27 protein-coding genes are annotated in these 25,032 nt (G+C 66.3%); 9 read left to right on the plus strand and 18 right to left on the minus strand.

Annotated elements, in window-relative coordinates; translation table 11 throughout:
- Window positions 1-15 precede the first annotated feature (15 nt).
- From ACSQ9A_RS37985 to ACSQ9A_RS38020, 8 genes are all read right to left on the minus strand, one after another.
- Entirely contained in the window at window positions 16-1,497 is a 1,482-nt protein-coding gene (locus ACSQ9A_RS37985; RefSeq protein ID WP_436307915.1) for an aldehyde dehydrogenase, read from the minus strand.
- 175 nt (window positions 1,498-1,672) lie between these two features.
- Entirely contained in the window at window positions 1,673-3,169 is a 1,497-nt protein-coding gene (locus ACSQ9A_RS37990) for a sugar ABC transporter ATP-binding protein (RefSeq protein ID WP_436307916.1), read from the minus strand.
- Entirely contained in the window at window positions 3,166-4,275 is a 1,110-nt protein-coding gene (locus ACSQ9A_RS37995; protein WP_436307917.1) for a strictosidine synthase, read from the minus strand. The genes ACSQ9A_RS37990 and ACSQ9A_RS37995 overlap by 4 nt, the downstream gene beginning before the upstream one ends.
- Entirely contained in the window at window positions 4,272-6,389 is a 2,118-nt protein-coding gene (locus ACSQ9A_RS38000) for an ABC transporter permease (protein ID WP_436307918.1), read from the minus strand. Before ACSQ9A_RS38000 ends, ACSQ9A_RS37995 begins: the two co-directional genes overlap by 4 nt.
- Window positions 6,390-6,416: 27 nt before the next feature.
- Window positions 6,417-7,415 carry a sugar ABC transporter substrate-binding protein gene (locus ACSQ9A_RS38005; protein ID WP_436307919.1) on the minus strand — a complete coding sequence of 333 codons (999 nt, stop codon included), beginning with the start codon at window positions 7,413-7,415 and terminating at the stop codon, window positions 6,417-6,419.
- A gap of 49 nt (window positions 7,416-7,464) precedes the next feature.
- Window positions 7,465-8,211, minus strand: coding sequence for an ABC transporter permease (locus ACSQ9A_RS38010; RefSeq protein ID WP_436308240.1), 747 nt, complete (start codon window positions 8,209-8,211; stop codon window positions 7,465-7,467).
- Complete coding sequence (locus ACSQ9A_RS38015) at window positions 8,115-8,483, minus strand: hypothetical protein (RefSeq protein ID WP_436307920.1); 369 nt, start codon at window positions 8,481-8,483, stop codon at window positions 8,115-8,117. Before ACSQ9A_RS38015 ends, ACSQ9A_RS38010 begins: the two co-directional genes overlap by 97 nt.
- A gap of 158 nt (window positions 8,484-8,641) precedes the next feature.
- Window positions 8,642-8,872 carry a hypothetical protein gene (locus tag ACSQ9A_RS38020; RefSeq protein WP_436307921.1) on the minus strand — a complete coding sequence of 77 codons (231 nt, stop codon included), beginning with the start codon at window positions 8,870-8,872 and terminating at the stop codon, window positions 8,642-8,644.
- On the opposite strand from ACSQ9A_RS38020, the gene ACSQ9A_RS38025 reads away from it, so the two are divergent.
- The 3 genes from ACSQ9A_RS38025 (at window position 8,871) to ACSQ9A_RS38035 (ending at window position 10,148) form a co-directional block, all read left to right on the plus strand.
- Window positions 8,871-9,380, plus strand: a complete 510-nt coding sequence (locus ACSQ9A_RS38025) for a hypothetical protein (RefSeq protein WP_436307922.1) — start codon at window positions 8,871-8,873, stop codon at window positions 9,378-9,380. The genes ACSQ9A_RS38020 and ACSQ9A_RS38025 overlap by 2 nt on opposite strands.
- A 187-nt stretch (window positions 9,381-9,567) precedes the next feature.
- Window positions 9,568-9,771: a hypothetical protein gene (locus ACSQ9A_RS38030; RefSeq protein ID WP_436307923.1), complete on the plus strand. Its 204-nt coding sequence runs from the start codon at window positions 9,568-9,570 to the stop codon at window positions 9,769-9,771.
- Window positions 9,768-10,148 (plus strand): hypothetical protein, encoded by a 381-nt coding sequence (locus tag ACSQ9A_RS38035; protein ID WP_436307924.1) that lies wholly within the window; start codon window positions 9,768-9,770, stop codon window positions 10,146-10,148. The genes ACSQ9A_RS38030 and ACSQ9A_RS38035 overlap by 4 nt, the downstream gene beginning before the upstream one ends.
- 51 nt (window positions 10,149-10,199) lie before the next feature.
- Here ACSQ9A_RS38035 and ACSQ9A_RS38040 read toward each other — a convergent pair whose 3' ends face one another.
- The 7 genes from ACSQ9A_RS38040 to ACSQ9A_RS38070 are packed head-to-tail and all read right to left on the minus strand — an operon-like array spanning window position 10,200 to window position 15,997.
- Complete coding sequence (locus ACSQ9A_RS38040) at window positions 10,200-11,426, minus strand: CaiB/BaiF CoA transferase family protein (RefSeq protein ID WP_436307925.1); 1,227 nt, start codon at window positions 11,424-11,426, stop codon at window positions 10,200-10,202.
- A 2-nt stretch (window positions 11,427-11,428) separates the two neighbouring features.
- Window positions 11,429-11,854, minus strand: a complete 426-nt coding sequence (locus tag ACSQ9A_RS38045) for a PaaI family thioesterase (RefSeq protein WP_436307926.1) — start codon at window positions 11,852-11,854, stop codon at window positions 11,429-11,431.
- Entirely contained in the window at window positions 11,851-12,846 is a 996-nt protein-coding gene (locus tag ACSQ9A_RS38050; RefSeq protein WP_436307927.1) for a tripartite tricarboxylate transporter substrate binding protein, read from the minus strand. The genes ACSQ9A_RS38045 and ACSQ9A_RS38050 overlap by 4 nt, the downstream gene beginning before the upstream one ends.
- Before the next feature lie 31 nt (window positions 12,847-12,877).
- Window positions 12,878-13,669: an enoyl-CoA hydratase/isomerase family protein gene (locus ACSQ9A_RS38055; RefSeq protein WP_436308241.1), complete on the minus strand. Its 792-nt coding sequence runs from the start codon at window positions 13,667-13,669 to the stop codon at window positions 12,878-12,880.
- A 30-nt stretch (window positions 13,670-13,699) separates the two neighbouring features.
- Window positions 13,700-14,461 (minus strand): SDR family NAD(P)-dependent oxidoreductase, encoded by a 762-nt coding sequence (locus ACSQ9A_RS38060; protein WP_436307928.1) that lies wholly within the window; start codon window positions 14,459-14,461, stop codon window positions 13,700-13,702.
- A gap of 1 nt (window position 14,462) precedes the next feature.
- The gene (locus tag ACSQ9A_RS38065) at window positions 14,463-15,617 is read right to left on the minus strand and encodes a thiolase family protein (protein WP_436307929.1); all 1,155 of its coding nucleotides are present in this window, start codon (window positions 15,615-15,617) and stop codon (window positions 14,463-14,465) included.
- A 29-nt stretch (window positions 15,618-15,646) separates the two neighbouring features.
- Window positions 15,647-15,997 carry a Zn-ribbon domain-containing OB-fold protein gene (locus ACSQ9A_RS38070; protein ID WP_436307930.1) on the minus strand — a complete coding sequence of 117 codons (351 nt, stop codon included), beginning with the start codon at window positions 15,995-15,997 and terminating at the stop codon, window positions 15,647-15,649.
- A gap of 159 nt (window positions 15,998-16,156) precedes the next feature.
- On the opposite strand from ACSQ9A_RS38070, the gene ACSQ9A_RS38075 reads away from it, so the two are divergent.
- The 3 genes from ACSQ9A_RS38075 (at window position 16,157) to ACSQ9A_RS38085 (ending at window position 18,772) form a co-directional block, all read left to right on the plus strand.
- Window positions 16,157-17,080: a LysR family transcriptional regulator gene (locus tag ACSQ9A_RS38075; protein ID WP_436307931.1), complete on the plus strand. Its 924-nt coding sequence runs from the start codon at window positions 16,157-16,159 to the stop codon at window positions 17,078-17,080.
- A gap of 127 nt (window positions 17,081-17,207) precedes the next feature.
- The gene (locus ACSQ9A_RS38080) at window positions 17,208-17,771 is read left to right on the plus strand and encodes a hypothetical protein (protein ID WP_436307932.1); all 564 of its coding nucleotides are present in this window, start codon (window positions 17,208-17,210) and stop codon (window positions 17,769-17,771) included.
- A 128-nt stretch (window positions 17,772-17,899) separates the two neighbouring features.
- Window positions 17,900-18,772: a Bug family tripartite tricarboxylate transporter substrate binding protein gene (locus ACSQ9A_RS38085; RefSeq protein ID WP_436307933.1), complete on the plus strand. Its 873-nt coding sequence runs from the start codon at window positions 17,900-17,902 to the stop codon at window positions 18,770-18,772.
- 23 nt (window positions 18,773-18,795) lie between these two features.
- On the opposite strand, the gene ACSQ9A_RS38090 is transcribed toward ACSQ9A_RS38085, so the two are convergent.
- Window positions 18,796-19,485, minus strand: coding sequence for an NAD(P)H-dependent oxidoreductase (locus ACSQ9A_RS38090; protein WP_436307934.1), 690 nt, complete (start codon window positions 19,483-19,485; stop codon window positions 18,796-18,798).
- Between ACSQ9A_RS38090 and gcvA the strand changes: the two genes are divergently transcribed.
- The 3 genes from gcvA to ACSQ9A_RS38105 all read left to right on the plus strand — a co-directional run bounded on the left by gcvA (window position 19,420) and on the right by ACSQ9A_RS38105 (window position 22,945).
- On the plus strand, window positions 19,420-20,427 hold the full coding sequence (gene gcvA / locus ACSQ9A_RS38095; RefSeq protein WP_436307935.1) for a transcriptional regulator GcvA: 1,008 nt from the start codon (window positions 19,420-19,422) through the stop codon (window positions 20,425-20,427). The two genes, ACSQ9A_RS38090 and gcvA, sit on opposite strands and share 66 nt — an antisense overlap.
- A 155-nt stretch (window positions 20,428-20,582) precedes the next feature.
- On the plus strand, window positions 20,583-21,479 hold the full coding sequence (locus tag ACSQ9A_RS38100; protein ID WP_436307936.1) for an NAD(P)-dependent oxidoreductase: 897 nt from the start codon (window positions 20,583-20,585) through the stop codon (window positions 21,477-21,479).
- A 26-nt stretch (window positions 21,480-21,505) separates the two neighbouring features.
- Window positions 21,506-22,945 carry an aldehyde dehydrogenase family protein gene (locus ACSQ9A_RS38105; RefSeq protein WP_436307937.1) on the plus strand — a complete coding sequence of 480 codons (1,440 nt, stop codon included), beginning with the start codon at window positions 21,506-21,508 and terminating at the stop codon, window positions 22,943-22,945.
- A 228-nt stretch (window positions 22,946-23,173) separates the two neighbouring features.
- Here the strand turns inward: ACSQ9A_RS38105 and ACSQ9A_RS38110 are convergent, their stop codons facing one another.
- Both ACSQ9A_RS38110 and ACSQ9A_RS38115 read right to left on the minus strand, forming a co-directional pair.
- Window positions 23,174-24,130 carry a branched-chain amino acid ABC transporter permease gene (locus tag ACSQ9A_RS38110; RefSeq protein ID WP_436307938.1) on the minus strand — a complete coding sequence of 319 codons (957 nt, stop codon included), beginning with the start codon at window positions 24,128-24,130 and terminating at the stop codon, window positions 23,174-23,176.
- Window positions 24,127-25,014, minus strand: a complete 888-nt coding sequence (locus tag ACSQ9A_RS38115; RefSeq protein WP_436307939.1) for a branched-chain amino acid ABC transporter permease — start codon at window positions 25,012-25,014, stop codon at window positions 24,127-24,129. Before ACSQ9A_RS38115 ends, ACSQ9A_RS38110 begins: the two co-directional genes overlap by 4 nt.
- Between the last annotated feature and the right edge of the window lie 18 nt (window positions 25,015-25,032).

Here is a 25,032-nt window from a genome sequence, read left to right on the forward strand (position 1 = left end):
TCTCCTTGGAAGGCGTTAACGAATGACGAAAGGGTCGGGCGTCTCGCGTGCGGTGCTCACCCAGACGCTCTTGGTCTGCATGTATTCGCGGATCGCATCGGCGCCGTTCTCGCGGCCCATGCCGGATCGCTTGGTGCCGCCGAAGGGCGACATGAAGCTGACGGCGCGGTACATGTTGACCCACACGATGCCCACGCGCAGGCGCTTGGGCATGTCGATGGCGCGGCGGATGTTTCCGGTCCAGACGCCGGCGGCAAGGCCGTAGGGACTGTCGTTGGCGATGGCCACCGCGTCGTCCTCGTCCTTGAAGCGGATGCAGCTGAGCACCGGCCCGAACACCTCCTCGCGCGCGATGCGCATGTCGTTGCGCACCTCGGCGAAGATGGTCGGCTGCACGAATTGGCCCTGCCCGAGGCCCTCGCCCGTGGCCCGGGCGCCGCCCAGGCGGCAGATGGCGCCCTCGTCCTTCGCAATGCGGATGTAGTCGAGGATCTTCTCGTACTGGGCTGTGGTGGTGACGGGCCCCACCTGCGTGGTGCGCAGCTTCGGATCGCCGATGCGCGCCTGCTTCGCGAAGGCCACCAGGCGCTCGACGAACTCGTCGTAGATGCCGTCCTGCACCAGCAGGCGGGAGCCCGCCACGCAGGTCTGGCCGGTGGCGGCGAAGATGCCCGAGACGGCGCCCTTCAGCGCGTTGTCGAGGTTGGCGTCGTCGAACACGATGTTCGCGCTCTTGCCGCCGAGCTCTAGCGTGACGTGCTTGAAGTCGCGCGCCGCGCTCTCGTTGATCTTTTGGCCGCCCAACTCGCTGCCGGTGAAGCCGATCTTGGCGACATCCGGATGGCTGACCAACGGCGCGCCGACCTCGCCGCCGTAGCCCGTGACCACATTGAGCACGCCGGGCGGGAAGCCGGCCTCGTGCGCAAGCCGGGCCAGCGCGACCGCGGAGGCGCTCGTGAATTCCGAGGGCTTGAGCACGAAGGTGTTGGCGGCCGCGAGACCCGGCGCGAGTTTGTTGGCGGCCAGCAGCAGCGGCGAGTTCCATGCCGTGATCGCTACGCACACGCCCAGCGGCTCGTGCAGCGTGTAGTTGAAGGTGTCCGCCTTGTCGATGGGCAACACCGCACCCTCGATCTTGTCGGCGAGGCCGCCGAAATAGCGGAAGTACTCGGGGATGTAGCCGACCTGCGCGCGCATCTCCGCAATGAGCTTGCCGTTGTCTCGCACCTCGAGTTCCGCGAGCCGGTCCGCGTCGCGCTCGATAAGGTCGGCCAGCTTGAACAACAGCTTGGCGCGTGCGCTGGGCGTGAGCCGCGACCAAGGTCCGGACTCGAAGGCGCGACGCGCCGCTGCAACGGCGAGTTCCGCATCGGCCGCACGGCCGCGCGGAAATGTGGCCCAGACCTCCCCGGTATAAGGATCGGTCGACTCGAAGCTCGCGCCATCGGCCGCTTCGGCGTCACGGCCGTCGATGAACATCGGGAAGTGTTGTGGCATGTGAAATCCGGCGAACGACGCTGGAGAGTGGGTGGGATCGAATTTAGGAAGCGCGCCGCGCGGCGCATAACAGTCATTGCGACTGCCGCGATAAGCAGGTAATGTGTCGAGGAAAACCCTGAGTCGGCGCGCGGACGAGTGGTGGCCAACGGGCTCGCGCCGGCGCGGTACCCCGCTAGTGGACCGCCGCGTACATGATCTTTTCCTCGTCCGCGTCGCGTGGATCGAATTCCTCGACCACGCGGCCCTGGCGCGTCACCAGGATGCGGTCGGACAGGCTCAGGATCTCGGGCAGGTAGGACGAGATCACCATCACCGCCATGCCCTCGTCGGCCAGCTGATGGATCAGTGCATGGATCTCGACGATGGCGCCGACATCCACGCCGCGCGTGGGCTCGTCGAAGATGATCAAGCGCGGCTTCTGCACCAGCGCCTTGGCGATGACCACCTTCTGCTGGTTGCCGCCCGACAGCTCGATCACGGCGGCGTCGGTACCGGTGGCCTTGATGTCGAGCCGGCGGTGCCAGTGCTCGGCCAGCGCGCGCATCTCGCCCGGACGCCCCGCCAAGGCCGTGCCGCCCGGTGAAGCCAGCTTGCCGAAATAGATGTTCTCGCGGATCGACATGGTCTCGAAGAAGCCCTCGATCTTGCGGTCTTCGGTGACATAGACGATGCCGTTCTTGACCGCCGGGCGCGGCACCCGGAATCGCACGGGCCGCCCCCCGAGCCGGATCTCGCCACCATGCAGGAAGTCGCGCTTGACGACGCCCGAGATGATCTTGGCCGTCTCGGTCCGCCCGGAGCCGACGAGGCCGAAGAAGCCGGTCACCTGGCCCTTGTAGATCGAGAAGGCATTGTTCTTGACGATCGTGCCCATTGAGAGGTTCTGCACGCTGAGGATCTTGTCGCCGCGTGGGCGGCGCTTGCGCGCCTGCTGGCCGTAGAGCTCGCCGGAAAGGGAGCGCCCGACCATCGCCTTGATGATCTTGTCACGGTCGAGGCTGCGGGTGCTCTCCGTCAGCACATGGTTGCCGTCGCGCATGACCGTGATACGGTCCGAGATCGAGATCGCCTCTTCCAACGCGTGCGAGATGAAGATCACCGCCACACGATCGCGTCGCAGCCGCTCGACGAGCGCGAAGAAGTGGTGCTTCTCCTCCGGCGTGAGCGTCGCCGTGGGCTCGTCGAAGATGATGAGTCGCGCCTGGTGGTGCACCGCGCGCGCGATCTCCACCATCTGCTTCTGGGCGGCACCGAGCGTCGACACCAGGCGCGTCGGCTCGACGGCGAAGTTCAGCGACTGCAGGAACTGCTGAGCGCTGATGTAGGTGCCTCTCAGCCTGTTGAAGAAGGGCTCCTTGCCCAGGTAGATGTTCTGCGCCACGGTCAGCGAGGGCACCAGGCTGGTTTCCTGGTACACCATCGCAATGCCCTTGCGCAGCGCATCGTGCGGACTCTCGAACGAAGCCGGAGCGCCGTCGAACAGGATCTCGCCCGAACTGGGCTTCACGGCCCCGGCGATCATCTTGGTGAGCGTGGATTTTCCGGCGCCGTTTTCGCCAAGCAGCGCATGGACCTCGCCGGCGCCGATGGCCAGCGAGATGTCCCGCACCACCGGAGTGCCGCGATAAGCCTTGGTGAGCTGCCTCAGCTCGATCAGTGTCTCGCTCATGGGCTGCCCCAGACGATGTCGATGTCGGCACGCACGATCTCTCCCGCGCCGCGGCTGCCGACGTAAAGCCAGCCTCCCAACTCGGCGGCCGATGTCACGCCGTGCCGCCTGCCGTCGGCACGGCTGTGCAGACTCTCAACAGGCACGAAGTCGCCGTCGAGCCGCACCACGAGCCCGTACGAGCGCGAAGGCGCCCAGGGCTTGAAGATGCCGAGGGTCTTGATGGCGCCGCCCTGCATGGGTTCACGGAAATCCCGACCGGTCGCGAGGGCAGGCGCCACCCAGTGCGCAGGCGCGGTCTCTGCCATCATCCGCTGGCGGAAAGCACGCTCGCGCATCACGAACTCGACGAGCTGGGTGCGCGGCGCGAAGACCGACAGCCAATGGCCGCCCTGCCCCGATGGCGCCAGCCGCGCAGGGTAGCCTGGAAGGTCGTCGAGGACGGTTTCGATTCCCTTCGGGACGATGCGAATCAAACGGTGGCGCCAGCTTTCGCTCGCCACCACTTGGCCGCTGGCGTCCAGCGCCAGGCCATACGGGAAGGCCAGCGCACGCGCCAGGCAGGTCGCACGCAGCGCCGTCATCTCCAGCCGCCAGATGCTGCCGCTGCGGCCCTTCGACATCAGGTCGCGTTGCCAATCGTTCGCGGCATGCGTTGCCGAGCCTTCGGCCACGATCAGCGTCGTTGCCTCGGCCGCGATAATGGCCGTAGGACAGAACGGGCGATAGTCGCCGATCCGCTCGACGACGCGTGTCAGGCCTGACGCATCGCGCAAGGCGATGCCGCCACGCGAGAGCGCCACCGCGAGCCCGCCATCGCCCAGTGAGGCGATCGCCGTGATGTCGCTGGAAAAGCTGTGGAGCATTCGCGCCTGGGCATCGCCCGGCGTCCAGCCCATCAGCAGTGGGCCGTCGCTAAAAACGAGTCGGGCCTGGCCGTCCGCGACGAGGTTGTCGACCTGCCCCGTCGGCAGCACCGCCTGCGCTTCGTCGAGGCGTACATTCGGTTGCAGCGCTCCGTCAAGTGGAGGCACGGCGATGGCATGGTCGCCGCGCCCAAGCAGGGCGTCAATGTTGCCGGAGACCCATCGCATCATGTCGTTCACTTCCCCTCTCCCCAGTAGCTGGCCGGGCCGGTCCAGGTCGGGTCTGCGCCTTCGAGCCGGTACTTGCCGATGCGGTTGTTGGAGATGCCGCCGAGATACAGGTAGCCCCGGTCTTCACGCATCGATGTGATCATGGGGTGGTTGGCGCCGCCGATGTCCCACAGCGCGTCAAGGATGCGCCCTTCGGCATCGAACTTGACCACGCAGCCGGTGTTGATGTTCGGAAAGATCAGCTCATGCGGCGAGATGCGCCGCGCCATGCGCTTGCGGAAAGCGGGCATCCGCTGCGCGAGGTCGAAAGCGGGTGAACGTACCCCGACCAGCGCGAGCCAGTAGTTACCGTCGGAGGCACGGTTGATGTTGTCCGGATAGCCCGGCAGATCCTCGATCACCGGCTCGACGGTGCCGGCCTTGGTACCCGCAAACCAGTAGCGACTGATGCGGCAGGCCCAGGTCTCGGCAAAGAAGAAGGAATCGCCGTCGCGTGCCATGCAGATGCCGTTGGGGAACACGAGATTGCGCAGCACGGACCGCGTCCTGCCGGTGGCCGGATCGAAGCAGATGATGCGGCCGTTGCCCCGGCTCTCGAGCGCGTCGTAATGCCAGTTGTGGATCGAGTAGCGCAACGTGGCTTCGCTGAAAAAGATGCGGCCGTCGGGCGCTATGTCGCAGTCGTCGGCTAGGCTCAGGCGGGAGTCGTCGATGACCGAGAACGGACTGCGGTTGGTCTCGTCGGTCAGTTTGACCACGCTTGCGTCGGGCCGGACCATGTACAGGCCCATGCCACCCACGCATACGACGAGATTGTCCTCGCGGTCGAAGGCCATGCCCAGCGGCAGCCCGCCGATGTGCGCGAACAGTTCGGGCTCTTGGTGGTCGGGCGCGCGGAAGCGCACGATATCGCCCTGCCGCGTTACGGTGTAGAGATGTCCTTCGCGGTCGAAGATCACGTCTTCTGGCCCCTCGATCTGCCCCAGGCCGATGAGCGAGACGTCGCGCAGCTTGTCGTTGACCGCATAAGGCGAGCCGGAGCCGCGATCCATCGACGGGCTTGGCGGCAGCGCCAGGTAAGCAGGCGAGGTGTAGACCTTGGCGAGCAGCTTGTGCTTGTTCTTGAGCCAGCGCACATCGATGCCGACGGCAGCAAGCAGGATGAGGCCGAGCGCGAGCGACGAGGCGCCGGTGGGCAGGCCGAGGCGCACCAGGCCGTTGGTGACCAGCAGCACGATGATCGAACCGACGATCGCCTTCATGACCGAGCCGCGCCCGCCGCGGAGGCTGTTGCCGCCCAGCACCGCTGCGGTGAGCGCAACGACTTCGAGCCCGATCCCGGTGTCGGCGCCGGCGCCATTGAGACGTGCGGCATAGAGCGCACCTGCCACGCCGCACAGGGCGCCCGAGCCCACGTAGGTCAGGCAGATCGTGCGGCGCACTGAGATGCCCACGTTGTAGGCCGACTTGCGGGAACCACCGATCGCCATGATGTGCCAGCCCGGGCGCGTTCGGCTGAGGAACACGTGCGCCGAGATGCCGAAGAGCAGCGCGAGCAGGAAGCTGAACGGCAGGCCACCCACCGACGCAGTGCCGACGTAGTCCCAGGTGGGAGATTCGAGAGTCGAGGCGGAGATCTGCACCGCGTACTTCAGCAGCAGCATGTCGACGATCGAGCGCACGACGATCAGCATTACCAGCGTGGTGAGGAAGGCGCGCAGCCGCAGGTAGCCGATGAGCAGCCCATTGCATAAACCTACCAAGCTGCACGCGAGGATCGCCAACGCGATCGCCACGCCGACCGGCAGGCCGGCCACGTTGAGAAACAGCAGGGCGAGCAGGTTGCCCAGCGCGAAGTTGGAGCCGACGCTGAGGTCGATGCCCCCCGCGATCATCACCAGCACCATCGCGAAGGCCACGAAGCTGAACTCGCCCAGTTGGCGCAGGGTGTCCAGCAGGTTCGACGTGGAATAGAAGTTCGGTATCAGCGAACCGAAGATGGCGATGGCCAGCACGAGGCCCCCGACGGGGACGGTGTTGTCGATCCAGCTCTTGGAGAGGATCTCACCGACCACGTGATCGGGCACGTACCTGTATCGCCACCGGGACAGCAGCTCCTTCATGGGCGGGCTCTTGGCGGTTGGCGGTGCTTACTTCTTATAGTGGGCGAGGTTCCAGCACGAAGCCGGATGCATGCTCGCCTTGGTAAGCACGGTCACCGGTGTGTACAGCGTGATGCTTTTCTCGCCCGCCTTCGGCTTGGCCTGCATCAGCCACTTGAACGCAGAGGCGATGTCGCTGGACTCGCGGCGCACGTCGGTGCCGATGTAGGTGCTGAAGGCGCCGTTGTTGACGTTGTCGCAGGCAGTGTGCGCAAGGCTGCCGTCGGTGACGAGATGAACCTTGCCCTGCATGTTGGCTTCGCGGATCGCCGCAGACGTGCCCAGGTCCATGCTGTCCCAAAAGCCGATCACACCGCACAGGTCGGGGTGCTGCTTGAGCACGGTCTCGGTGATGGAACGGGCCTTGGACGCATCCCAGTCGGCCGGCTGGTTGGAGATGACCTTGATATCCGGGTTCTGCGACAGCACTGTGTTGATGCCGTTCATCATGTACATGCTGGCCGCGGCGGTGAGCACCCCCTGCACGATCGCGACCTTGCCCGACTTGCCGGAGCCCTTGCCGCAGGCGCCCACGATGGCGCGTGCCTTGGCCTCGCCGACGCCGACCCAGTCGGGCCCGACGAATACGTCGGTGGCGGTGCTGGTGCGCATGTTCACCTGGATCACATGGATGCCCGCTTCCTGCGCGCGCCTGAGCAGCCTCGCGTAGGACTGGATGTCAGGGTTCTGGATCAGGATCGCGTCGGGCTTCTCGGAGATCAGCGAGGTGATCGCCTGCGCGCCGACATCGGTCTTCCAGTTGGCGTCACGGATCACGATCTTTGCGCCAAGGGGCTCGAGTTCGCCGCGCAGCATGGCGGCCCAGCCGTCGGTCCAGTCCATGCCCATCGACATGGGGATGAAGGCGAGCGTCTTGCCCTTGAGGCTGCCGTAGTAGGCCGGGCGCGCGGGATCGTCCACCTCGGCGCGCGCGGCGCCGCCCAGCATGGCGAGTCCGATCAGCAGGATCTGAAGGATGCGTTTCATGGTCGTTTTGTCTCCGTTCGAGGGTTGGGGTAGTGGCTCAGGGGCGCGCTCAGATGTCGCCCTGCTGGGCCGTCTGCTCGTCGCGCGGGTTGAGCAGGCTGTCGGCGACCAGCGCGCCAAGGAGGATCGTGCTCTTGATGAGGTTCTGCACCGTGTACTGGATGTCCATGATCGTCATGCCGTTGAGCAGGATGCCGATCAGCAGCGTGCCGACGATCACGTTGCGCACGCCGCCCTTGCCGCCGCTCAGGCCGATGCCGCCGAGCACCACCACCAGGATCACGTCGTAGATCAGCGTCGAGTTGACGATGCGGGTGTTGATGCTCGCCACCGACGCGGCAGTGATCAGGCCGGCGACGACCGCGATCACCGAGGCAAGCACGTACTGAAGCACCAGCATCGGCCGGACCGGCAGGCCGGTGATGCGCGCAGCGAGGTAGTTGTCGCCCATCGCGAAGATGTATCGGCCAGCCTTCGCGTAGCGCAGGAACAGCATCGCGAGCAGCGCGACGTCGGCAAAGGCAACCACCGGGGCGGGCATCGAGGCGACGCTGCCGCGGCCGAACTGGCTGATCCAACCCGCACGTTCGCCGAGCGGCACCACGTCGATGTCCACCAGGAACAGCCTCCCGAAGCCGTAGACGAAGATGCCGACGGCCAGGGTCGCGAAGATTGCGGGGATCTCGACGTACGCGACGATCAGCCCGTTGGCGATGCCGACCAGGAGCGCCAGCCCGAAGCCGCAGGCGAGCGCGATACCGGTGCGTGACCAGCTCCGATCAGCGACAGCGTCCAGCCGACGGAAATTGCCATGGTGGCGATCAACGAGAGGTCGATGCCGCGCCCGATGACCAGCAACGCCATCGCGATGCCAAGCACCGAGACGCTTCGCAGCAGCGAGAGCAGGTTTTCAGGCGAGGCGAAGTTCGGCAGCAGCAGGCTGAAGGCGGCGAACAGCATCGCCGCCAGCGCAACCACGATGATTTCCTGGGACAGGCGCAGTCCCTTGGCGGCGCGGGGCGGCGTGTCTGCGTGTTCCTGAATCGTCGCTGTCTGGGCTGCGGCCATGGCTTCCTGCTTGGTTCGGCTTTTCATCGCCGTCCAGGACGGCACGGCGGCTGCGGGCGGATCGTACGAACGCGACAGCGCGCTGGGTAACACTCACTGCGACTGGCGCGATAAGTGCGCCGTGTGTCGAGGAAAACCCTGACCGGCGTCGTCGCGCGTTAAGGCGTGCAAATCCGGATCGCCTGGCCGAGCGCTTTTCGAAGGAGGGGAAGAACTGCGCGGATTAACTCGCCACCAGCGCCCGGCGCGCCGATAGTGCGCATGGTGCGGACGGTGGCGGCGCCATGCAGCCGCAACCGTTCCCGCGACTCCGCAATTTCGGCCGCGCCCGGCCGGCGCAGAAGCGGGACGATGGACCCCGACGATTCACCCCGATTGGAGATCAGCATGTACCAGCCTTCGTACCTCGATTCCATGCCCCGGTCGGCCCGTTCCTGGGCCCCTCCCTCGCCGCACCCGGCCGCGGGTGAAGTCGACGTGCATGCGGCGCTCGGCGTCGATGCGCAGTTCGTCTTGATGCTCGACGCCTACCGGCCGCACGGAGGGCTCGCGCGGCTGCGCGAACTCGAGACGAGCCTGCTGCTGCGCGTCGACGAACCGCCGGAGATGCTGCACGCCTGGGTGCGCAACGAGCAGGTGTTCGCTTTCGAATGGGCCGGCGAAGCATGGATGCCACTGTTCCAACTGGCCTCGGCCACGATGCTGCCCAGGGAAGACGTGCGCGCCATCGCTTCCGAACTCAGGGCGACGCACGACCCCTTCGCGATCGCGGCCTGGTTCACGCGGCCGCATGCCTGCCTGGGCGGCGCTTCGCCTCTCATCCGTCTGGCGCAGGACGACCTGGGCGTTGTGCTCGCGGCACGCCGGAGCGCTCGCGCCCGAAGCCCGATGCGCTGACGCACCCGGCCATCGCTGGAGGCGAGGTCGCGCGAGGCGCGCGTGCACGCATCTCCATCTGTTAGCGGACCTTCAAGGGGCTGTGCTTGCAGCCCCCTTGGTCCGGAGCGCGCCAAACCATAAATTACCTGCATCCGACCCGCACATACGAACCCGTAGCCAACCATCGACCACCCCGGAGCCTCTCATGTCCGCATCCACGCTTCTCGCCCCCATCGGTTTCTTCGCGACCGTCGCGCTGGCCGGCGCCGGCGCGTTCGTGCAGGCAGTCATGGCGCTCCCGGTCGTTCCCGCGCCGACGCTGAACCTGCCCGCGCAGAACGTGGCATCGGCAACCGATTTCGCTCCCTCGTTTTTTTCCACTTCCACACTTGAAAGGCAACCGAAATGAAAACCTCCCTCCTCCTTGCCACTACCGCCGTCGCAGCATTCGCCTTCACCGGCGCACAGGCCGAGGAATACCACGGCGTTCTGCAGTTCCAGAGCAGTGTCGACCGAACCGCAGTGCGCTCGCAGGCCGTGCAGGCCGCGAATAGGTCTAACCCCTACGCCGAAGCCGCGCTGGCCGGCGTAGCGCCTGCGATGGCATCGCCGCGTGACCGCGCATCGGTCTACGCCGAAGCCGTGGAGCGCGCGCACCGTCCGAACCAGAACCTGCGCGTCGAAGCCTTCGCCAACAGCCGCGTACCGTCCTACTACGACATGCCGAGCCGCACGAGCCAGCAGCGCCAGGCCGGCAATGGCGCTGGCGGCACGACGGTGCGCTGAGATCGACACCGACCCACTGGCGGCCCCGATGGCGTGTCGCCGCCAGCCCGCTCAGGCGGGCTGGTATTGCGCCAGTTCCGCGCTGGTGCAGTGCGCCGCCTTGGAGCGGATCAGCCCGGCGATGTCTTCTTCGGAGAAACCAGCCTCGCGCAGTACGCGCGAGGTATCCTGGCCGCAGGCGGGCGCCGCACGGTGCGGCCGTGCATTCATCTCCACGCTGTTGACCGGAAAGCCGGGCATCCTCACCATGCCATGCGCGGGATGCTCCGCCTGCGCCAGCATGCCGTTGGACTGTACCTGCGGATGTCGCGTCATGTCCTCGTAAGTCGAAACGCGGGAGCACAGAATGTCCGCAGCCCTCAGCACCGCCAGCCATTCGTCGGTGGTGCGCGTCTTGAGGGCCGCCGTCAGCACCTCGACCATCGCATGTCGATTGGCCACGCGCAGCGGCGAGGTGGCGAAGCGCGGATCGGTCGCTACATCCGGAATGCCCAGCGCCACGCACAGGCGCGTCCAGCGGTCGGGCATGTAGGCGGCGATCATGACCCAGCCGTCGCGGGTCTCGAAGGCCTGGTTGGGCGCTGAATACGGTGCGGCGCTGCCCACACGCACCGGTGCCTCGCCGTCGGCGAGGTAGCTCGTGATCGACGACTGCTGCAGCACGAGCGCCGAGTTCAACAGGTTGACGTCAAGGTAGCCACCCTGCCCGTCCCGCGCACGCTGGTTGAGCTTGGCGAGCACCGCCATGGCCGCCACGTAGCCTGTCATCACGTCCACCACGGGCGCCTGTACCTTGCAAGGTTCGGCGCCTTCGACGCCGATCAGGCTCATCAGGCCCGAGTCGGCCTGCATGATGCCGTCAACCCCCGCGCGGTCGGCGTAGGGGCCCGTCTGGCCATAAGCGGAAATCGAGCAGTAGATCAGCGCAGGCTTGCTCGCACGGAGTTCCTCGTGGCCCAGGCCCAGGCGCTTCATCACGCCGGGGCGCATGCTTTCGACGACGACGTCCGCGCCCGCGATCAGGCGGCGTGCGGCAGCCGCACCGCCGGGCGACTTGAGGTCGAGCGACACGCCGAGCTTGTTGCGGTTGAAGCCGTGGAAGAGCGCCGCGTCCTCGCCGACCCAGCCCGGCCCCAGCCCGCGGCCGAGCTCGCCCGCCGGGGCTTCGATCTTGATGACCCGTGCGCCCATGTCGGCCATGAGCATGGTGCAGGTGGGCCCGGCACCGATCTGTGTGAAATCGACGACGGTCAGACCGTCCAATGCGTTGCCCAGCATGACTAGCCTTTCGGAGACGTCGTGGCGCGCATGAACGCGCCCTGTGCGGTGGCAAGCAGCCGGCCGTCCTCTGCCAACAGCTCGCCGCTGGAAAAGTACATGGTGCGTCCGGTCTTGGTCACCTTGCCGACCGCGCGCAGGCGGCCCGCGCTCACGCCGCGCACGTAGCTGATGTTGAGCATCACGGTCACGGCGTTGCCGAATGCCGCGCCGTCGTCGCTGACCAGGCCCGCGTAGCCGCAAGCCGCGTCGAGCAGCGTCGCGGTGACGCCGCCCTGGAGCTTGCCCTGCCGGTTCAGGTGCCGGGGGCCGACCAGCAATTCGAAGGTGGCCTCGCCCGGCGCCACGCCGACCCGTTCAATGCCGAGGTAATCCAGCAGGGGATTGTCTACATCGCCGTCGGGGCGGCCGGCATCGTCGTCGCTCACAGCACGACCTTGATGTTGTTTTCGGTGATTACGCGTTGCCAGCGCTTGAGCTCTTCGGCAATGAACTGCTTGAGCTCGGCGGGCGACGAGGTGCGCGTTTCGAAGCCCTGTTGCGTCAGCTGCTTCGCCACGGTCGGGTCGGTCAGCGCGGTGTTGAGCGCCTTGTTGAGCTGCGCGACCACCGGCTGCGGCGTCTTCGCGGGTGCCAGCAGGCTGTACCAGAGGCTTGCGTCGTAACCTTTGATGCCGGCGTCGCCGAAAGTCTGCAGCTCGGGCATCAGCGGCGTGCGCTTCTGTCCGGCCACGCCCAGCGCCCGCAGCTTGCCGGCCTTGATGAACTGCGACACCGAGGCGAAGGTGGCAAACGAGAGCTGGACCTGGCCGGCCACGAGGTCGGTCACCGAGGGACCCGTGCCCTTGTAGGGAACGTGGACGAGGTCGGTCTTCGTCAGCTTGGCGAACACCTCGCCCGCCAGGTGTTGCGGCGTTCCGTTGCCCGGGCTGCTGTAGTTCAGCTTGCCGGGATTGGCTTTGGCGTAGGCGATGAGCTCGGGCAGTGTCTTGTAGCCCTCTTGAGGATTCGCCACCAGCACGAGCGGCACTGACCCGACGACGCCGACTGGCTCGAAGTCCTTTTCGATGTTGAAGGGCACCTTCATGTCGAGGAAGGGGTTCATCGTCACCTGGCTCGATGCGATGACGACGGTGTAGCCATCCGGCGCGGCGCGGGCGACCAGGTCGGTGCCCAGGTTGCCGCCGGCCCCGGGGCGGTTGTCGACCACCACGGTCTGTCCCAGCAGTTCGCCGATGCGCGGCGCGATGGCGCGCGCCAGGATGTCGTTGCCGCCGCCGGTGGCGAAAGGCACGACGAGCGTGATCGGCTTCTGCTTCGGAAACGGGGTCTGCGCGAGGGCGCCGGCGCCGGCGGTCGCCGCGAACGATGCGGCTGCCATGCGGAGGATGGCTTGGCGGCGGTTGGTTTCGAATGTCATTTCTGCTGTCTCCTGGCTGACTTGTCTTGAATCAACGCCCTTGGTAATTGGGGCTTCGCTTTTCGGAGAAAGCCTTGCGGCCTTCAAGGCGGTCTTCGGTATCGCGAAGAACGCCCCAGTACAGCTCGGTCACCTGCTGGGCGTCGACCTCGCTCATGTGCCCGGTCTGCCTCGCCAGTTTCTTGATCGCCTGCACCGCAAGCGGGGCATTGGAGGCGATCGCTTCCGCCAGCGTCATTGCGGCATCGAGCAAGCGGCTCTGCTCGACCACCTGGGTCACCAGGCCGATGCGTGCCGCTTCGGCGGCGTCGATGCGGGCACCGGTCAGCGCCATCTGCATCGCGTGCGCCGAGGGCACCGCCTTCAGCAACCGCTGCAGGCCCGAGATGGCAGGAATGGAGCCCACCTTGGCCTCCGGCAACCCGAAGCTCGCGTTCATGGACGCGATCCGCAGGTCGCACTGCAAGGCCAGCTCGAGGCCGCCGCCGAGGCAGTGGCCGTTCACCGCTGCAACGATGGGCTTCCAGACTTGAAGGTCCGTCAGATCCATCAGACGGATGTACAGGCCCATCTCCGAGGATTGGTCTGTGCTGCGGAACAACGCCTCCGGGTAGCTCGCTGGCGAGGTGCGGGTGCCTTTCAGATCGGCGCCGGTGCAGAAGGCGCGATCGCCGCCGCCGGTGATCACGGCCACACGCAGGTCGGTGCAGTCGCGCACCTCGCACAGATGGGAGCGCAGCTCGCGCAGCGCATCCACGTTCAGCGCGTTGAGCGCCTCCGGGCGGTCGATCGTCAGGATGGCCACGGCGCCGGCCGTGCGCATGCTCACGTTGGGACGTGTCACGGCATCGCCTCACACGCTCGGCGATGAAAGGCTGCGGCCGCCGCACACGTAGAGCGTCTGGCCGGTCACGTATGAAGCCGCAGGGTCGAGGAAGAACACCACCGCGTTCGCGATGTCGTCTGCCGTGCCGATGCGCTTGACCGGCACCGAGTTCTGCAGCTTGGCTTGCACGTCGCCGGTGAAGTTGCGGAACAGCGGCGTGTCGACGATGCCGGGTGCAATCGCATTGACAGTGACGCCTTTGGCAGCGAACTCGATCGCCAGCGAACGCGTCAGGCTCACCACGCCACCCTTGGCGGCGGAGTAGTTGGCCTGCCCGAAGCCGCCGAGCCATGCCCGCGAAGAGATGTTGACGATGCGGCCGAAGCCGCGCTCGACCATGCCCGGCAGCGCCGCGCGACAGCACAGGAACTGCGAGCGCAGGTTGGTGTCGATGACGAGGTCCCAGTCCTCGTCGGTCATCTTGAGAAAACGCATGTCGCGCACCGCGCCGGCGTTGTTGACGAGGTGGTCCAGGCGCCCGGTGCGGGCGACGATGTCGGCGAAGGCGGCGTTGACGGCTCCCGAATCGGTGAGGTCGACGGTCACGCCAACGGCCTTGAAGCCCTCGGTCTCGAGCGTGCCAACGGCTTGCTGGAGCGCATCGACATCACGGTCGAGCAGGGCGACGGTCAGGCCCTCTTGCGCGAGCCGCCTTGCAATGCCGAAGCCGATGCCACGCGCCGCGCCGGTGACGGCGGCTACTTGTCCGGGATCGAAACGTCCTGGCATCTCAGACTCCCAGCAGGTGAACGGACGAGGCGGCGTGGTCGACGCCCGCGATGCCGCCGCCGGTGCACTGCGTCAGCCCGATGCGTGCGCCTTTGGCCTGCCGCGCGCCGGCGCGGTCCTGCAGGTGCCACATCACTTCGACCATCTGCGCGACACCGGTCGCGCCCAACGGATGGCCCTTGGCCAGCAGGCCGCCGCTCGGGTTCACCGGCACGCGGCCGCCGATCTTGGTGGCGCCGGACTTCAGGAAGGGAACGGCCTCGCCGGCCGGCGCGAGGCCCAGCGCTTCGTAGTACAGGAGTTCCGCGATGGTGAAGGCGTCATGAAGCTCGACGACGTCGACGTCCTTCGGGCTCAGACCAGCCTGCTCGTAGGCCTGGCGCGCGGCGCGCGCGGTGATCTCGGCTTCGAGGATGTCGTCGCGGGCGTCTTCGCGAAGGCCGGAGACGACCGAAGAGGCCAGCACCTTCACCGGCTTGCCGGCGGCGCCGGGCCTGCCGGACTTGGTGCTGACCACCACCGCCGCCGCGCCGTCCACCTGCGAGGGGCAGCACTGCAGCAACGTCAGCGGGTCGGCGATCATGCGCGAACCGAGCACCTCGTCCAGCGTGACTTCAGTGCGCTGCTGCGCGTACTCGTTGAGCGAGCCGTTGTAGCGGTTCTTCACCGCGATCGCGGCGAGGTCGGCGGGCTGGGCGTCGCGTTCGTGCAGGAAGCGCGTGCCGCGCATCGCATAGACGGCCGGCAGCACCATGCCCGACTTCGCGTAGAGCTCGGTTTTGTGGTCGTTGCGCTGCAGCGGGATCGTGCCGCCGCCGAGTGCGGTGAGCTGCTCAATGCCGAACACGAGCACCGTGTCGTACTGCCGGGCCATCAGCGCATGGCGGGCCAGGTGCACGCCGGTGGCGCCGCTGGCGCAGGCATTCTCGACGTTGTAGACCGGGATGCCCTTGAAGCCCAGGTCGCGCACGATCAGTTGGCCCAGAATCATGCCGCCGAGCACGTTCGCACAGTAGATGGCCTGGATGTCGTCCTTGGTCACACCGGCGTCGTCGAGCGCCTTGAGGATGGCCTGCTGCGCCAACTCGGGTGCCTGGACGCCCGTATGACGTCCAAAAGTCGTCATGGCGCCGCCGGTGATGTAGATGTCGCTCATTCGAGTGTCTCCTGTTGCGTGAAAGTCGATCAGGCCTCGACGGCCTCGAACACGTAGCCGTAGGTCTCGTCGACTCGCACGGCGTAGTCCTCGCCGATGACGGGACGCGGCTTGCCGACGAGCCGGCCGAAGATGCGCACCGGCCCCGGCAAGTCGACGTAGCCGAGCACATAGGGCTGTTCGCCGCTCTTCTTGCTTGGATGGATGACGGTATAGCTGTACACCTGGCCCACGCGCTCGACTTCGACGCGCTCGTGTTCGGCGGCGAGCGGCGAATCGTCCGTCACGACCGGGAAGACGTATTCCTTCGTCGTGAGATGGCGGGAGGCGATGAGGCGGGGCTGCGGAGCGTCGCTCCAGAGCGGATAAGAGGTGTCCATTTGTCCGTGTCTCCTGGCTGGTGCGCCCTGGCGACTGCCTGGCGTATGGGCGTAGTTTTCGCGTTTCGCTCCCACCACACAACCGATATTTCGTGGATTTTTGATTGAGCTTTTATCAATCGAACGGCGCGAGCGGCAAGCGCGCACTACGATGCCGGCATGTCGTATCGCAACATCGATCTGCACATGCTCGTCTGCTTCGAGGCGCTGATACTGGAGCGTTCGGTGACGCGCGCTGCCAAGCGCATGGACATGACGCAGCCGGGGATGAGCAACGTGCTGGCCAGACTGCGCGAGACCGTCGGCGACCCGCTGCTGATCCGCACCGCACAGGGCATGACGCCCACGCAGCGCGGCCTCAATCTGGCGCTGCACGCCCGCGAAGCGCTGCGCCATCTCGACGAGGCGCTGTCTGGCGGCAAGCCATTTTTGCCGTGCAGCGATTCCTTCGGCGCCTCCATCGCCACCAGCGACTACACCAGCCTCAGCCTGCTGCCGGCGTTGGCCGAGCACCTGGACCGGGAGGCGCCGGGCCTGGAACTGGTTTTCTACCCGCTGTCCCCCCACCTGGTGCAAGAGGCACTGACGGAGGGGCGCTTCGACCTCGCGATCGGCTTCTTCGCCACCCTGCCGGACGACTTCCACGCCACCACGCTGCTCACCGATCGCATGGCATGCATCGCAAGCAGCAACCATCCACGCATACGGGAGGGCATCGACCTTGCGCAATATGCCCAGGAGCGACACGTGACCTTCGGTGCGGGCGCGAACTATGCAAGCACGGTCGAAGCGCAGACCGACGCCGCGCTGAAGCCGCACGATGTCGTCCGCCGCATCTCCATGTCGGTGCCAAGCATCCTGGCGTTACCGGCCATAGTCGCGGCGTCCGAGCTGATCGCGACTTTTCCGATGCGCGGCGCGCAGGCCCAGGCCATGCGCCTGCCGATCAAGGTCTTCGAGACCCCATTCCGCTCTTACGAGTTCCGCATCTCGATGGTGTGGCATGCGCGCACCCACCGCAGCGACGCACATCGCTGGCTGCGCGACGCGATCCGCGCGGTGGCTGCACAGGCGTTGCGGTGAAAGGCGCGCACAACTGACGCGCCCACCAGTATCACTGCCGGCTGATGGGCACATTGCGGGCTTACTCTGGGCATCGGCGGCCGGGGCTCCTAGCATGACTGCCTTCCACATCCTCAGGAAACAAGCCATGCCGATCATGGTCACCCGCCCCTCCTCATCGGAGATGCTGCGCTGCGTCGCGCGCTTCGACGATCTGCAGGCCTGCGCCGCCGGACTCCCCGACATGCAGCTGCCGCAATACCAACGCGTCTTTCGCAACGTGCTGGGCTACCGGCAACCCGCTGCGGCGGACCCGGCCCAGTTTTCGCCGGTCGGCGACCTCGCCCCGGCAGCCGTCTCGCACCTCCAGGCCGGCTTCGGCGTGGCCTTCGTCTCGGCATTGCCAGGCAAGGGCGTGGCCTTCCACGTGCACGACACGGTCGAGACCTTCATGGTCATGAACGGACGCTGGCGCGTGGAGTGGGAAGGAGAAGGCGATGTCCTCAGGCACAGCCTGGGTCCTCTCGATTTCATCGCCTGCCCCGTGGGCGTGCAGCGCCGCTTTGAATGCGAAGCAGCAGAAGCCGGACGTACCGAGGGCCTGCTGCTCGCGATCATTGCCGGCGAGGCGCCCGCCGTCGAGTACGCCCCCCAGGAACTCGCCCTCATGGCGGCTGCCGGCGTCGTCGCGCGGCGGCCCGGTGCGGCCTAGCCCGCAGCGCAGCAGCCATCAGATATTCAAGGAGACAACAGATGAGAACGCTTCGATGGATCGCGTCCTGCCTGCTCGCCATTTGCGCGGCGGGCGCTTTCGCGCAGCCTGCCTACCCGTCCAAGCCGGTGCGGCTGATCGTTCCGTTTCCGGCAGGAACGGCGCCCGACATCCTGGCGCGCATGTACTCTGAGCAACTCGGTCGCGCGCTGGGGCAGCCGTTCTACGTGGAGAATAGGCCGGGCGCATCCGGCAATCTCGGCGCCGAGGCCGTCGCCAAAGCGACTCCGGACGGGTACACGCTGCTGTATGCATTCAACCAGATCCCGACCATGAACCCGCATCTGTTCAGCAAGCTGGCATACGACCCGCTGAAGGACCTTGCGCCCATCTCGCAGACGCTGACGACCGCCTACGTCATCCTGGCCAACAAGGACTTCCCGGCGGATGACCTGGCCGGCATCGCCCGCTATGCGAAAGCCCACCCCGGCGAGTTGGCCTACGCGTCCTACGGGCCCGGCACCGCCTCGCACCTGGGCTTCGAACTGATCCAGGATCGCACCGGCACGCGCATGCTGCAAGTGCCTTATAAGCAATTGCCGCTCTCCGATGTGATCGGCGGCCAGGTGTCCATGTTCATCGAACCCCTTCCCTCCGGCATCGGCTTTGCACAATCGGGCAAGGTCAAGGCCGTCGCCGTCACCTCGCCCGTTCGCAGCAGCCAACTGCCCAACGTGCCGACGCTTGCCGAATCGGTACCCGGTCTCGAACTGGTGGGATGGCAGGGCATGTGGGCGCCCGCAGGCACACCGCCCGAGATCCTGAATCGGCTCCAGGTCGAACTTGCGAAGGCGAATCGCACGACAGAGGTCATGAAACGTCTCAGGGACTTCGATGCGACCGGCACCGCCACGACGCCCGCCGAGACGGCAGCCATCGTCGAACGCGAACACGCCTACTGGGGCAAACTGATCAAGGCCAAGGGCATACGGCTCGATTGAGCGCGCGCGCCGCGCCTTTCGAGCTAGCCAATGTGCGTCAACAGGTGCGCGCGGTAGTCGCCGAGCTGCGCCTCCCGACCCTCCGGCGAGAGGCTGGCAGGCGCGTACGCGACGAACGCAGGCAGGACCTCGAGCCCGACGAAGCTCAGCACGCCTCCCGTGAAGGGCTTGAGGAACTCCTCGATCGTGCCGGTGTGGCGGCGATCGTCATAAAGCTCCTGCTGGGTGCCGCCGGTCGTCACGGCGATCATCGCGCGCTTGCCGCGCAGCAGCCCGTCTTCGAACAGCGCGTCCTGCGTGAAGGCGAAGCCCTCGGCCAGCACGCGGTCCGCCCATCCCTTCAGGATGGCCGGCACGGCATACCACCACAACGGGAACTGGAAGAGCAGCACATCTGCTGCGACGATGCGGTCCTGCTCCCGCAGGATGTCGTCGGCAAAGGCCCGGGTCGGTGCCGCATGGCGCTGCTCGTGCGCGATGCTCAATCGATCAAGGCTGTGCCGATGCCGGAAGTCGCCGCGTCCTGCCACGGGCTGAAAGTTCTCCGCGTAGAGGTCGCTGACGACGACGTGCATGCCTAATCCGCTCAGAGTATCGACTGCAGCGCGCGTGAGCGACGCATTCATGCTGAGGGGTTCGGGGTGCGCATGCACGATCAGTGCGGAGGGGCCGGCGCGGTCGGCGGAGGGTCGATCTGGATGGACGCTGCTCATTGGTGCGTGCGATTATCGGGCCCACTCGACTTCGTCGCCACGTCACGTATGGATCGCCTTCCCCCACTCAACGCCATCCGAGCATTCGAGGCCGCTGCGCGCCACCTGAGCGTGACGCTGGCCGCGGACGAGCTCAGCGTCACCCCGGGCGCGGTTAGCCGTCAGATCAAGAGCCTCGAATCGACCCTGGGCCTGCAGTTGCTCAAGCGCAGCCATCGCCAGATTGCGCTGACCTCGTACGGCAGCGAGTACTACCGCGCCATCACGCAGGCGCTCGACGCACTTCGCAATGCAACCCGCAAGCTCAAACGGCGCAGCCACCGCAAGCAACTGAAGATCCGCGCGTACACGACCTTCGCGATGCGCTGGCTGATCCCGCGCCTCTCGAGCTTTCATCAGGCGCATCCGGAGATCGAAGTGCTGTTGAAGGCCTCGCTCGAGCCTGTCGACTTCCGCAAGGAGGACATCGACGCCGCCATCCGCCTTGGCGACGGGCATTGGGCGAATGCCAACTGCTATCGCCTGGTGTCCAACGTGCTGGCCCCGGTCGCGAGCCCTGATCTGCTCGCCAGCGGACCGCGCCTCAAGCGTCCTGCCGACCTGGCGCAGCACACCTTGCTGCACTCGATCGCACGGCTTGACGACTGGATGTTCTGGCTCGAGTCGGCGGGGGTGGACGCCCGGTTCGACGCCCGTGCCGGCATGACTTACGAGAGCTCCGCGATGAGCTACGCCGCCGCCATCGAAGGCCAAGGGGTCGCGATCGCCCAGCTCTTCCTGGTCGAGAACGATCTGCGCAACGGCCGGCTCGTGCTGCCGTTCAAGCACACGCTGGACCTGGGCGAATACACCTATTACCTGCTCACGCCGGATCACAAGCCGGAGTCCGCCAGCATGACGACCTTTCGCCTGTGGCTGCTGGACCAATTCCGGCAGGCGTGAAGCGCGCGCAAGTCGCATCGGGGCCGGTGGAACGCACTGCACCCACACACTCGTCGATTGAGAAATTGTCAATCAGGCCACGCCAAAATCTCGGTTGAAGCCGGGCACTGGCCTTTCTAGCATTCCCCTGGAACAACACTTCGTGGGGACACAGAATGGAAAAGATCGGCTTCGTGGGCCTGGGCGCCATGGGCGGCCACATGGCGCGCCACCTTCTCAAGGCGGGGCATGACGTCTACGTCTCGGACCTTAACAGCGACACCGTCGCCGCAGCGGTCATGCACGGCGCGTTCCGATGCGAAAGCCCGCTGCATGTGGCGGACAACGCCGAGATCGTGCTGACTTGCCTTCCGACTCCCGAGATCGTCGAGGAAGTAGCCTTGTCGGAATATGGCATCGGCTCCGGCAGCGCGGTGAAGTATTTCGTGGACCACTCCACCGTCGGCCACACGGTGTCGTCTCGCATCGCCGCCAAGCTGGCCGAAAGAAACATTCTCGCGCTCGACGCGCCGCTTGCCGGAGGCGTCGCAGGCGCGGAGGCCGGAACGCTCTCGGTGATGGTGGGCGGGAACGCGGATGCTTATCGCCGGTGCGAGCCGATCTTTCAGGCCTTCGGGCGCAACGTGGTCCACGTGGGCGACCAGCCTGGCCTCGGACAGACGTTAAAGCTCGTCAACAACATGATTGTCGGCGCGACGCTCGTCGCCACCTGCGAGGCCGTACTCTTCGGCATCAAGAACGGCCTCGATCCCCAGGTGCTCATCGACATGCTCAACAAGAGCACCGCACGCAGCTTCACAAGCGAGACCATCGTGGCCGGCTCGATCCTCGAGCGCCGCTTCGACCTCGGCTTCCGCATGGACCTCATGCGAAAGGATCTTCGGCTGTTTCTCCTCGAAGCGGAGCGCGTCGGCGCGGCCACCTTCGCGACCTCCGTCGTAAAGCAGTTCTTCGACCGGGCCGTGGCGTCCGGCAATGGTGGAGAGGACATGTCCAAGGTGGTGCTCGAACTCGAAGCACTGACGGGCGTCGAGATCGCACGCCGGGCATGAATCGCCCGATAAAGGAGACAGGCAACATGACTTTTCTGCGCACGCTCAGCTACGTCCATGGACAAAGTGTCGATCCTGATGCTGGCCGCTATGCGGACAAGATGGACCCGCGAACGGGAGAGAAACTGTGTGACGTCGCCCAGAGCGAAGCGTCCGACCTCGACCGGGCCGCCGACTCGTCGGCCGACGCCCTCGCCGCGTGGAAGAACCTGCGCCCAACGCAACGAGGGCGTCTCCTGGTCGAGCTGGCGCGCGTCGTGCGCGCGCATGGATCCGCGCTCGGCGAAATTGAAGCGCTCGAGACCGGCAAGCCTCGACAGGAGATGCCGGCCCTGATCGACTTGGTGGCCCAGTTCTTCGAGTACTACGGCGGCATCGCCAATGCCATGGACGGCGAGTTGGTCAACGTCGGCCCCGCCTACCACTCCTATGTTGTGCGCGAAGCGCTCGGCGTCATCGGCGTCATCCTTCCCTGGAACGCTCCCCTGCATCAGGCCGCTCGCGCCATCGCACCCGCCCTGGCCGCCGGGAACACCGTCCTGGCCAAACCGTCGGAGCACACATCGGGCTCGCTGGTCGAAATGGCGCGCCTGGCCGTCGAGGCCGCGGGACTGCCGCCTGGCGTACTCAACGTCGTCGTCGGACAGGGCACAGTGATCGGACCCGCAATGGTCGCGAACCAGCACGTGCGGAAGATCTCTCTGACAGGAAGCCTGCGCGCAGGCCAGGAGCTCGGGCGGCTCGCCGCCGAGCGCGTCATGCCCCTCACATTGGAGCTGGGCGGAAAATCAGCCAACATCGTTTTCGACGATGCGGACCTCGACGCAGCCGTGCCCGGCTCCGTGCGCGCGTTCACCTGGAACAGCGGCCAATGGTGCGCTGCCGGCACGCGCCTGCTGGTGCAGGAAAACATTCACGACGTCTTTGTCGAGCGGCTGGTCGAAGCCGTCGGCCGGCTGCGGATCGGCCCGGAAGACGATGCGGCCGCCGGCCCCATCACCACGCGGGCGCAGTACGACAAGATCGCAAGCTACTTCGAGGTCGCCGCCGCGCTCGGCGTGAAAGCGGCCATCGGGGGGCGGCTTCCCGTCGACCCACGGCTCGAGCGGGGCTGGTTCATCGAGCCGACGGTCTACACCGGCGTCACCAACGACATGCCGCTCGCCACCGAAGAGATCTTCGGACCGGTGCTCTGCGTCATTCCGTTCAAGGATGAGGCCGATGCCGTCCGCATCGCCAACGATTCGCCCTTCGGCCTGGCCGCCGGTATTTGGAGCCGCGACATCGGCCGCGTGCACCGCGTCGCCGGACGGCTCGAAGCCGGCCGCATCGTGGTCAATGAATATGGCGGAGGTTTCGTCCAGAACCCCTGCGGTGGCTACAAGCTCAGCGGCTACGGCCGGGAACAGGGCATGGACGCCCTCGCCCACTACACGCAACAGAAGTCGGTGATCATCCGCTTGTAGTCTCCGAAGCCGGCGCTGCGGCGCCGGAAATCCATGCGGCAGGCGATTCCGCATCGAAGCGCGCCCCTCTGGTACCGACCGTCCAGAGGGGCGCGCTCCGTTGATGGCATATGCAATCCGATTCCCGATCAGCGAGACACTCGCCGGTGCGAACGCAGCCGGCATGAGCCGAGGCCTGCCTCGCAACGGCATCCGCGTGTGCCTCTGCTGCCGGCAAGGCGTTGCCGCTCAGACGCCCGGCGCAGGCGGAACCACCGAACGGGACCTGAACATCGGCAGCGCCATGAGCGTCCCCACGATCCCGCGCCGGAACACCATCACCACGAAGACGAAGATGACGCCCGTGATCACCATCAGCCAGGAGCCGATGCCCGCCAGGTAGTGGTGCATGCCCGTCATGAGCGCGGCACCGACGACAGGGCCGAGTGAAGTACCGAGGCCGCCCATCAGCGCCATCAGGATCACCTGGCCACTGGCGTGCCAGTGCGCGTCGTTGATCGACGCAAGCTGGAGCGCCAGCACCTTGAGCGAGCCCGCGAGCCCGGCGAGCGCGGCCGACATCACGAAGGCGAGCAGCTTGTAGCGATCGACGTCGTAGCCCAACGAAACGGCGCGCGGCTCGTTGTCGCGAATGGCCTTCAGGACCTCGCCGTAGTGCGAATTGACCGTGCGATGGATCAGCGCGAAGCCGCCCAGCGACGCCGCAGCGACCACGTAGTACATCGCCAGGTTGCTCTCGAGGTCGATCACGCCGAAGAGCGTGCCGCGCGGCACGCCCTGGATGCCGTCCTCGGCGCCGGTCCACGGAGACTGCATGAAATAGAAGTACACCAGTTGTGCCAGCGCCAGCGTGATCATGGCGAAGTAGATCCCCTGGCGGCGGATGGCGACGAGGCCCATCAGCGCGCCTAGCAGCATCGCCACGACGATTCCGGCCGCCAATCCGGCCAACGGCGAGAAGCCGAGCACCTTGACCGTGTGCGCAGTGACGTAAGCCGAAGAGGCGAAGAAGGCCGCATGCCCGAACGACAGCAGGCCCGCATAGCCGAGCAGCAGGTTGAACGCGCAGGCGAAGAGCGCGAAGCACAGCAGCTGCATCAGGAAGACCGGGTAGACCACGAACGGCGCGACGACCAATGCCGTCACCCCCATGACCCAGAAGAGCGCGAATGTGGACTGCTTCATGCGGACCTCCCGAACAGGCCTGCCGGACGAACCAGCAGCACCAGCACCATGACCATGAACACGACAGTGTTGGCGAAGGGGGCGTAGTAGACCTTCGCGACCGCCTCCAGCACGCCCAGCCCAACGCCGGTCACCACCGAGCCGAGCACTGACCCCATGCCACCGATGACGACGACAGCGAACACGACGATCAGCAGGTTCGAGCCCATCAGCGGACTCACTGCGGTCAGCGGCGCGGTGAGCACGCCCGAGAGCGCCGCCAGGCCCACGCCGACGGCGTAGGTCGCGGTGATCATCACTGGCACGTTGACGCCGAAAGCCTGCAACAGGCGCGGGTTCTCGGTGCCCGCGCGCAGCCGGGCACCCAGGCGGGTACGTTCGATCAGCAGCCAGGTGGCGAGGCACAGCACCGCCGAACAGCCGAGCACCCAGAGCCGGTACTTGGGCAGAAAGAGCGAGCCGATCTCGGTGCCTCCCGCGAGCGCATCCGGCGGCGGATAGGGCATGCCCGTCGACCCGTAGGCGTTGACCGCGAGTCCTTCGACGATGAGCGCGATGCCGAACGTCACCAGCAGGCCGTAGAGAGGATCGAGACCCCGCAGCCGACTCAGCGTGGTGCGCTCGATCACCACACCGAGCGCCGCCACGATCAGCGGCGACAGCAGCAACGCCGGCCAGTAGCCAATGCCGAAATAGTTCATGCCCATCCAGGCGGCCAGCGCGCCGGCCATGTAGAGCGCGCCATGGCAGAAGTTCACCACGTTGAGCATGCCGAAGATGACAGTCAGCCCCAGGCTCAACAATGCGTAGAACGAACCATTCACCACGCCCAGAAGCAGCTGGCTGGCCACGGCCGGCAAGGGCACCCCAAACACATCGGACATCTTGAAGTCTCCGGCGGC

The sequence above is a fragment of the Variovorax sp. LjRoot290 genome (genome assembly GCF_964253985.1).
In the GTDB taxonomy this organism is placed as follows: domain Bacteria; phylum Pseudomonadota; class Gammaproteobacteria; order Burkholderiales; family Burkholderiaceae_C; genus Variovorax.

Excerpts from the sequence above, each read along its gene's own strand:
- ACSQ9A_RS37985 (WP_436307915.1), bottom strand. The coding sequence starts at position 1,497 with ATGCCACAACACTTCCCGATGTTCATCGACGGCCGTGACGCCGAAGCG.
- ACSQ9A_RS37990 (WP_436307916.1), bottom strand. The coding sequence starts at position 3,169 with ATGAGCGAGACACTGATCGAGCTGAGGCAGCTCACCAAGGCTTATCGC.
- ACSQ9A_RS38000 (WP_436307918.1), bottom strand. The coding sequence starts at position 6,389 with ATGAAGGAGCTGCTGTCCCGGTGGCGATACAGGTACGTGCCCGATCAC.
- ACSQ9A_RS38005 (WP_436307919.1), bottom strand. The coding sequence starts at position 7,415 with ATGAAACGCATCCTTCAGATCCTGCTGATCGGACTCGCCATGCTGGGC.
- ACSQ9A_RS38015 (WP_436307920.1), bottom strand. The coding sequence starts at position 8,483 with ATGGCCGCAGCCCAGACAGCGACGATTCAGGAACACGCAGACACGCCG.
- ACSQ9A_RS38025 (WP_436307922.1), top strand. The coding sequence starts at position 8,871 with ATGTACCAGCCTTCGTACCTCGATTCCATGCCCCGGTCGGCCCGTTCC.
- ACSQ9A_RS38020 (WP_436307921.1), bottom strand. The coding sequence starts at position 8,872 with ATGCTGATCTCCAATCGGGGTGAATCGTCGGGGTCCATCGTCCCGCTT.
- ACSQ9A_RS38030 (WP_436307923.1), top strand. The coding sequence starts at position 9,568 with ATGTCCGCATCCACGCTTCTCGCCCCCATCGGTTTCTTCGCGACCGTC.
- ACSQ9A_RS38035 (WP_436307924.1), top strand. The coding sequence starts at position 9,768 with ATGAAAACCTCCCTCCTCCTTGCCACTACCGCCGTCGCAGCATTCGCC.
- ACSQ9A_RS38040 (WP_436307925.1), bottom strand. The coding sequence starts at position 11,426 with ATGCTGGGCAACGCATTGGACGGTCTGACCGTCGTCGATTTCACACAG.
- ACSQ9A_RS38050 (WP_436307927.1), bottom strand. The coding sequence starts at position 12,846 with ATGACATTCGAAACCAACCGCCGCCAAGCCATCCTCCGCATGGCAGCC.
- ACSQ9A_RS38055 (WP_436308241.1), bottom strand. The coding sequence starts at position 13,669 with ATGCGCACGGCCGGCGCCGTGGCCATCCTGACGATCGACCGCCCGGAG.
- ACSQ9A_RS38060 (WP_436307928.1), bottom strand. The coding sequence starts at position 14,461 with ATGCCAGGACGTTTCGATCCCGGACAAGTAGCCGCCGTCACCGGCGCG.
- ACSQ9A_RS38065 (WP_436307929.1), bottom strand. The coding sequence starts at position 15,617 with ATGAGCGACATCTACATCACCGGCGGCGCCATGACGACTTTTGGACGT.
- ACSQ9A_RS38070 (WP_436307930.1), bottom strand. The coding sequence starts at position 15,997 with ATGGACACCTCTTATCCGCTCTGGAGCGACGCTCCGCAGCCCCGCCTC.
- ACSQ9A_RS38075 (WP_436307931.1), top strand. The coding sequence starts at position 16,157 with ATGTCGTATCGCAACATCGATCTGCACATGCTCGTCTGCTTCGAGGCG.
- ACSQ9A_RS38080 (WP_436307932.1), top strand. The coding sequence starts at position 17,208 with ATGCCGATCATGGTCACCCGCCCCTCCTCATCGGAGATGCTGCGCTGC.
- gcvA (WP_436307935.1), top strand. The coding sequence starts at position 19,420 with ATGCACGATCAGTGCGGAGGGGCCGGCGCGGTCGGCGGAGGGTCGATC.
- ACSQ9A_RS38090 (WP_436307934.1), bottom strand. The coding sequence starts at position 19,485 with ATGAGCAGCGTCCATCCAGATCGACCCTCCGCCGACCGCGCCGGCCCC.
- ACSQ9A_RS38100 (WP_436307936.1), top strand. The coding sequence starts at position 20,583 with ATGGAAAAGATCGGCTTCGTGGGCCTGGGCGCCATGGGCGGCCACATG.
- ACSQ9A_RS38105 (WP_436307937.1), top strand. The coding sequence starts at position 21,506 with ATGACTTTTCTGCGCACGCTCAGCTACGTCCATGGACAAAGTGTCGAT.
- ACSQ9A_RS38110 (WP_436307938.1), bottom strand. The coding sequence starts at position 24,130 with ATGAAGCAGTCCACATTCGCGCTCTTCTGGGTCATGGGGGTGACGGCA.
- ACSQ9A_RS38115 (WP_436307939.1), bottom strand. The coding sequence starts at position 25,014 with ATGTCCGATGTGTTTGGGGTGCCCTTGCCGGCCGTGGCCAGCCAGCTG.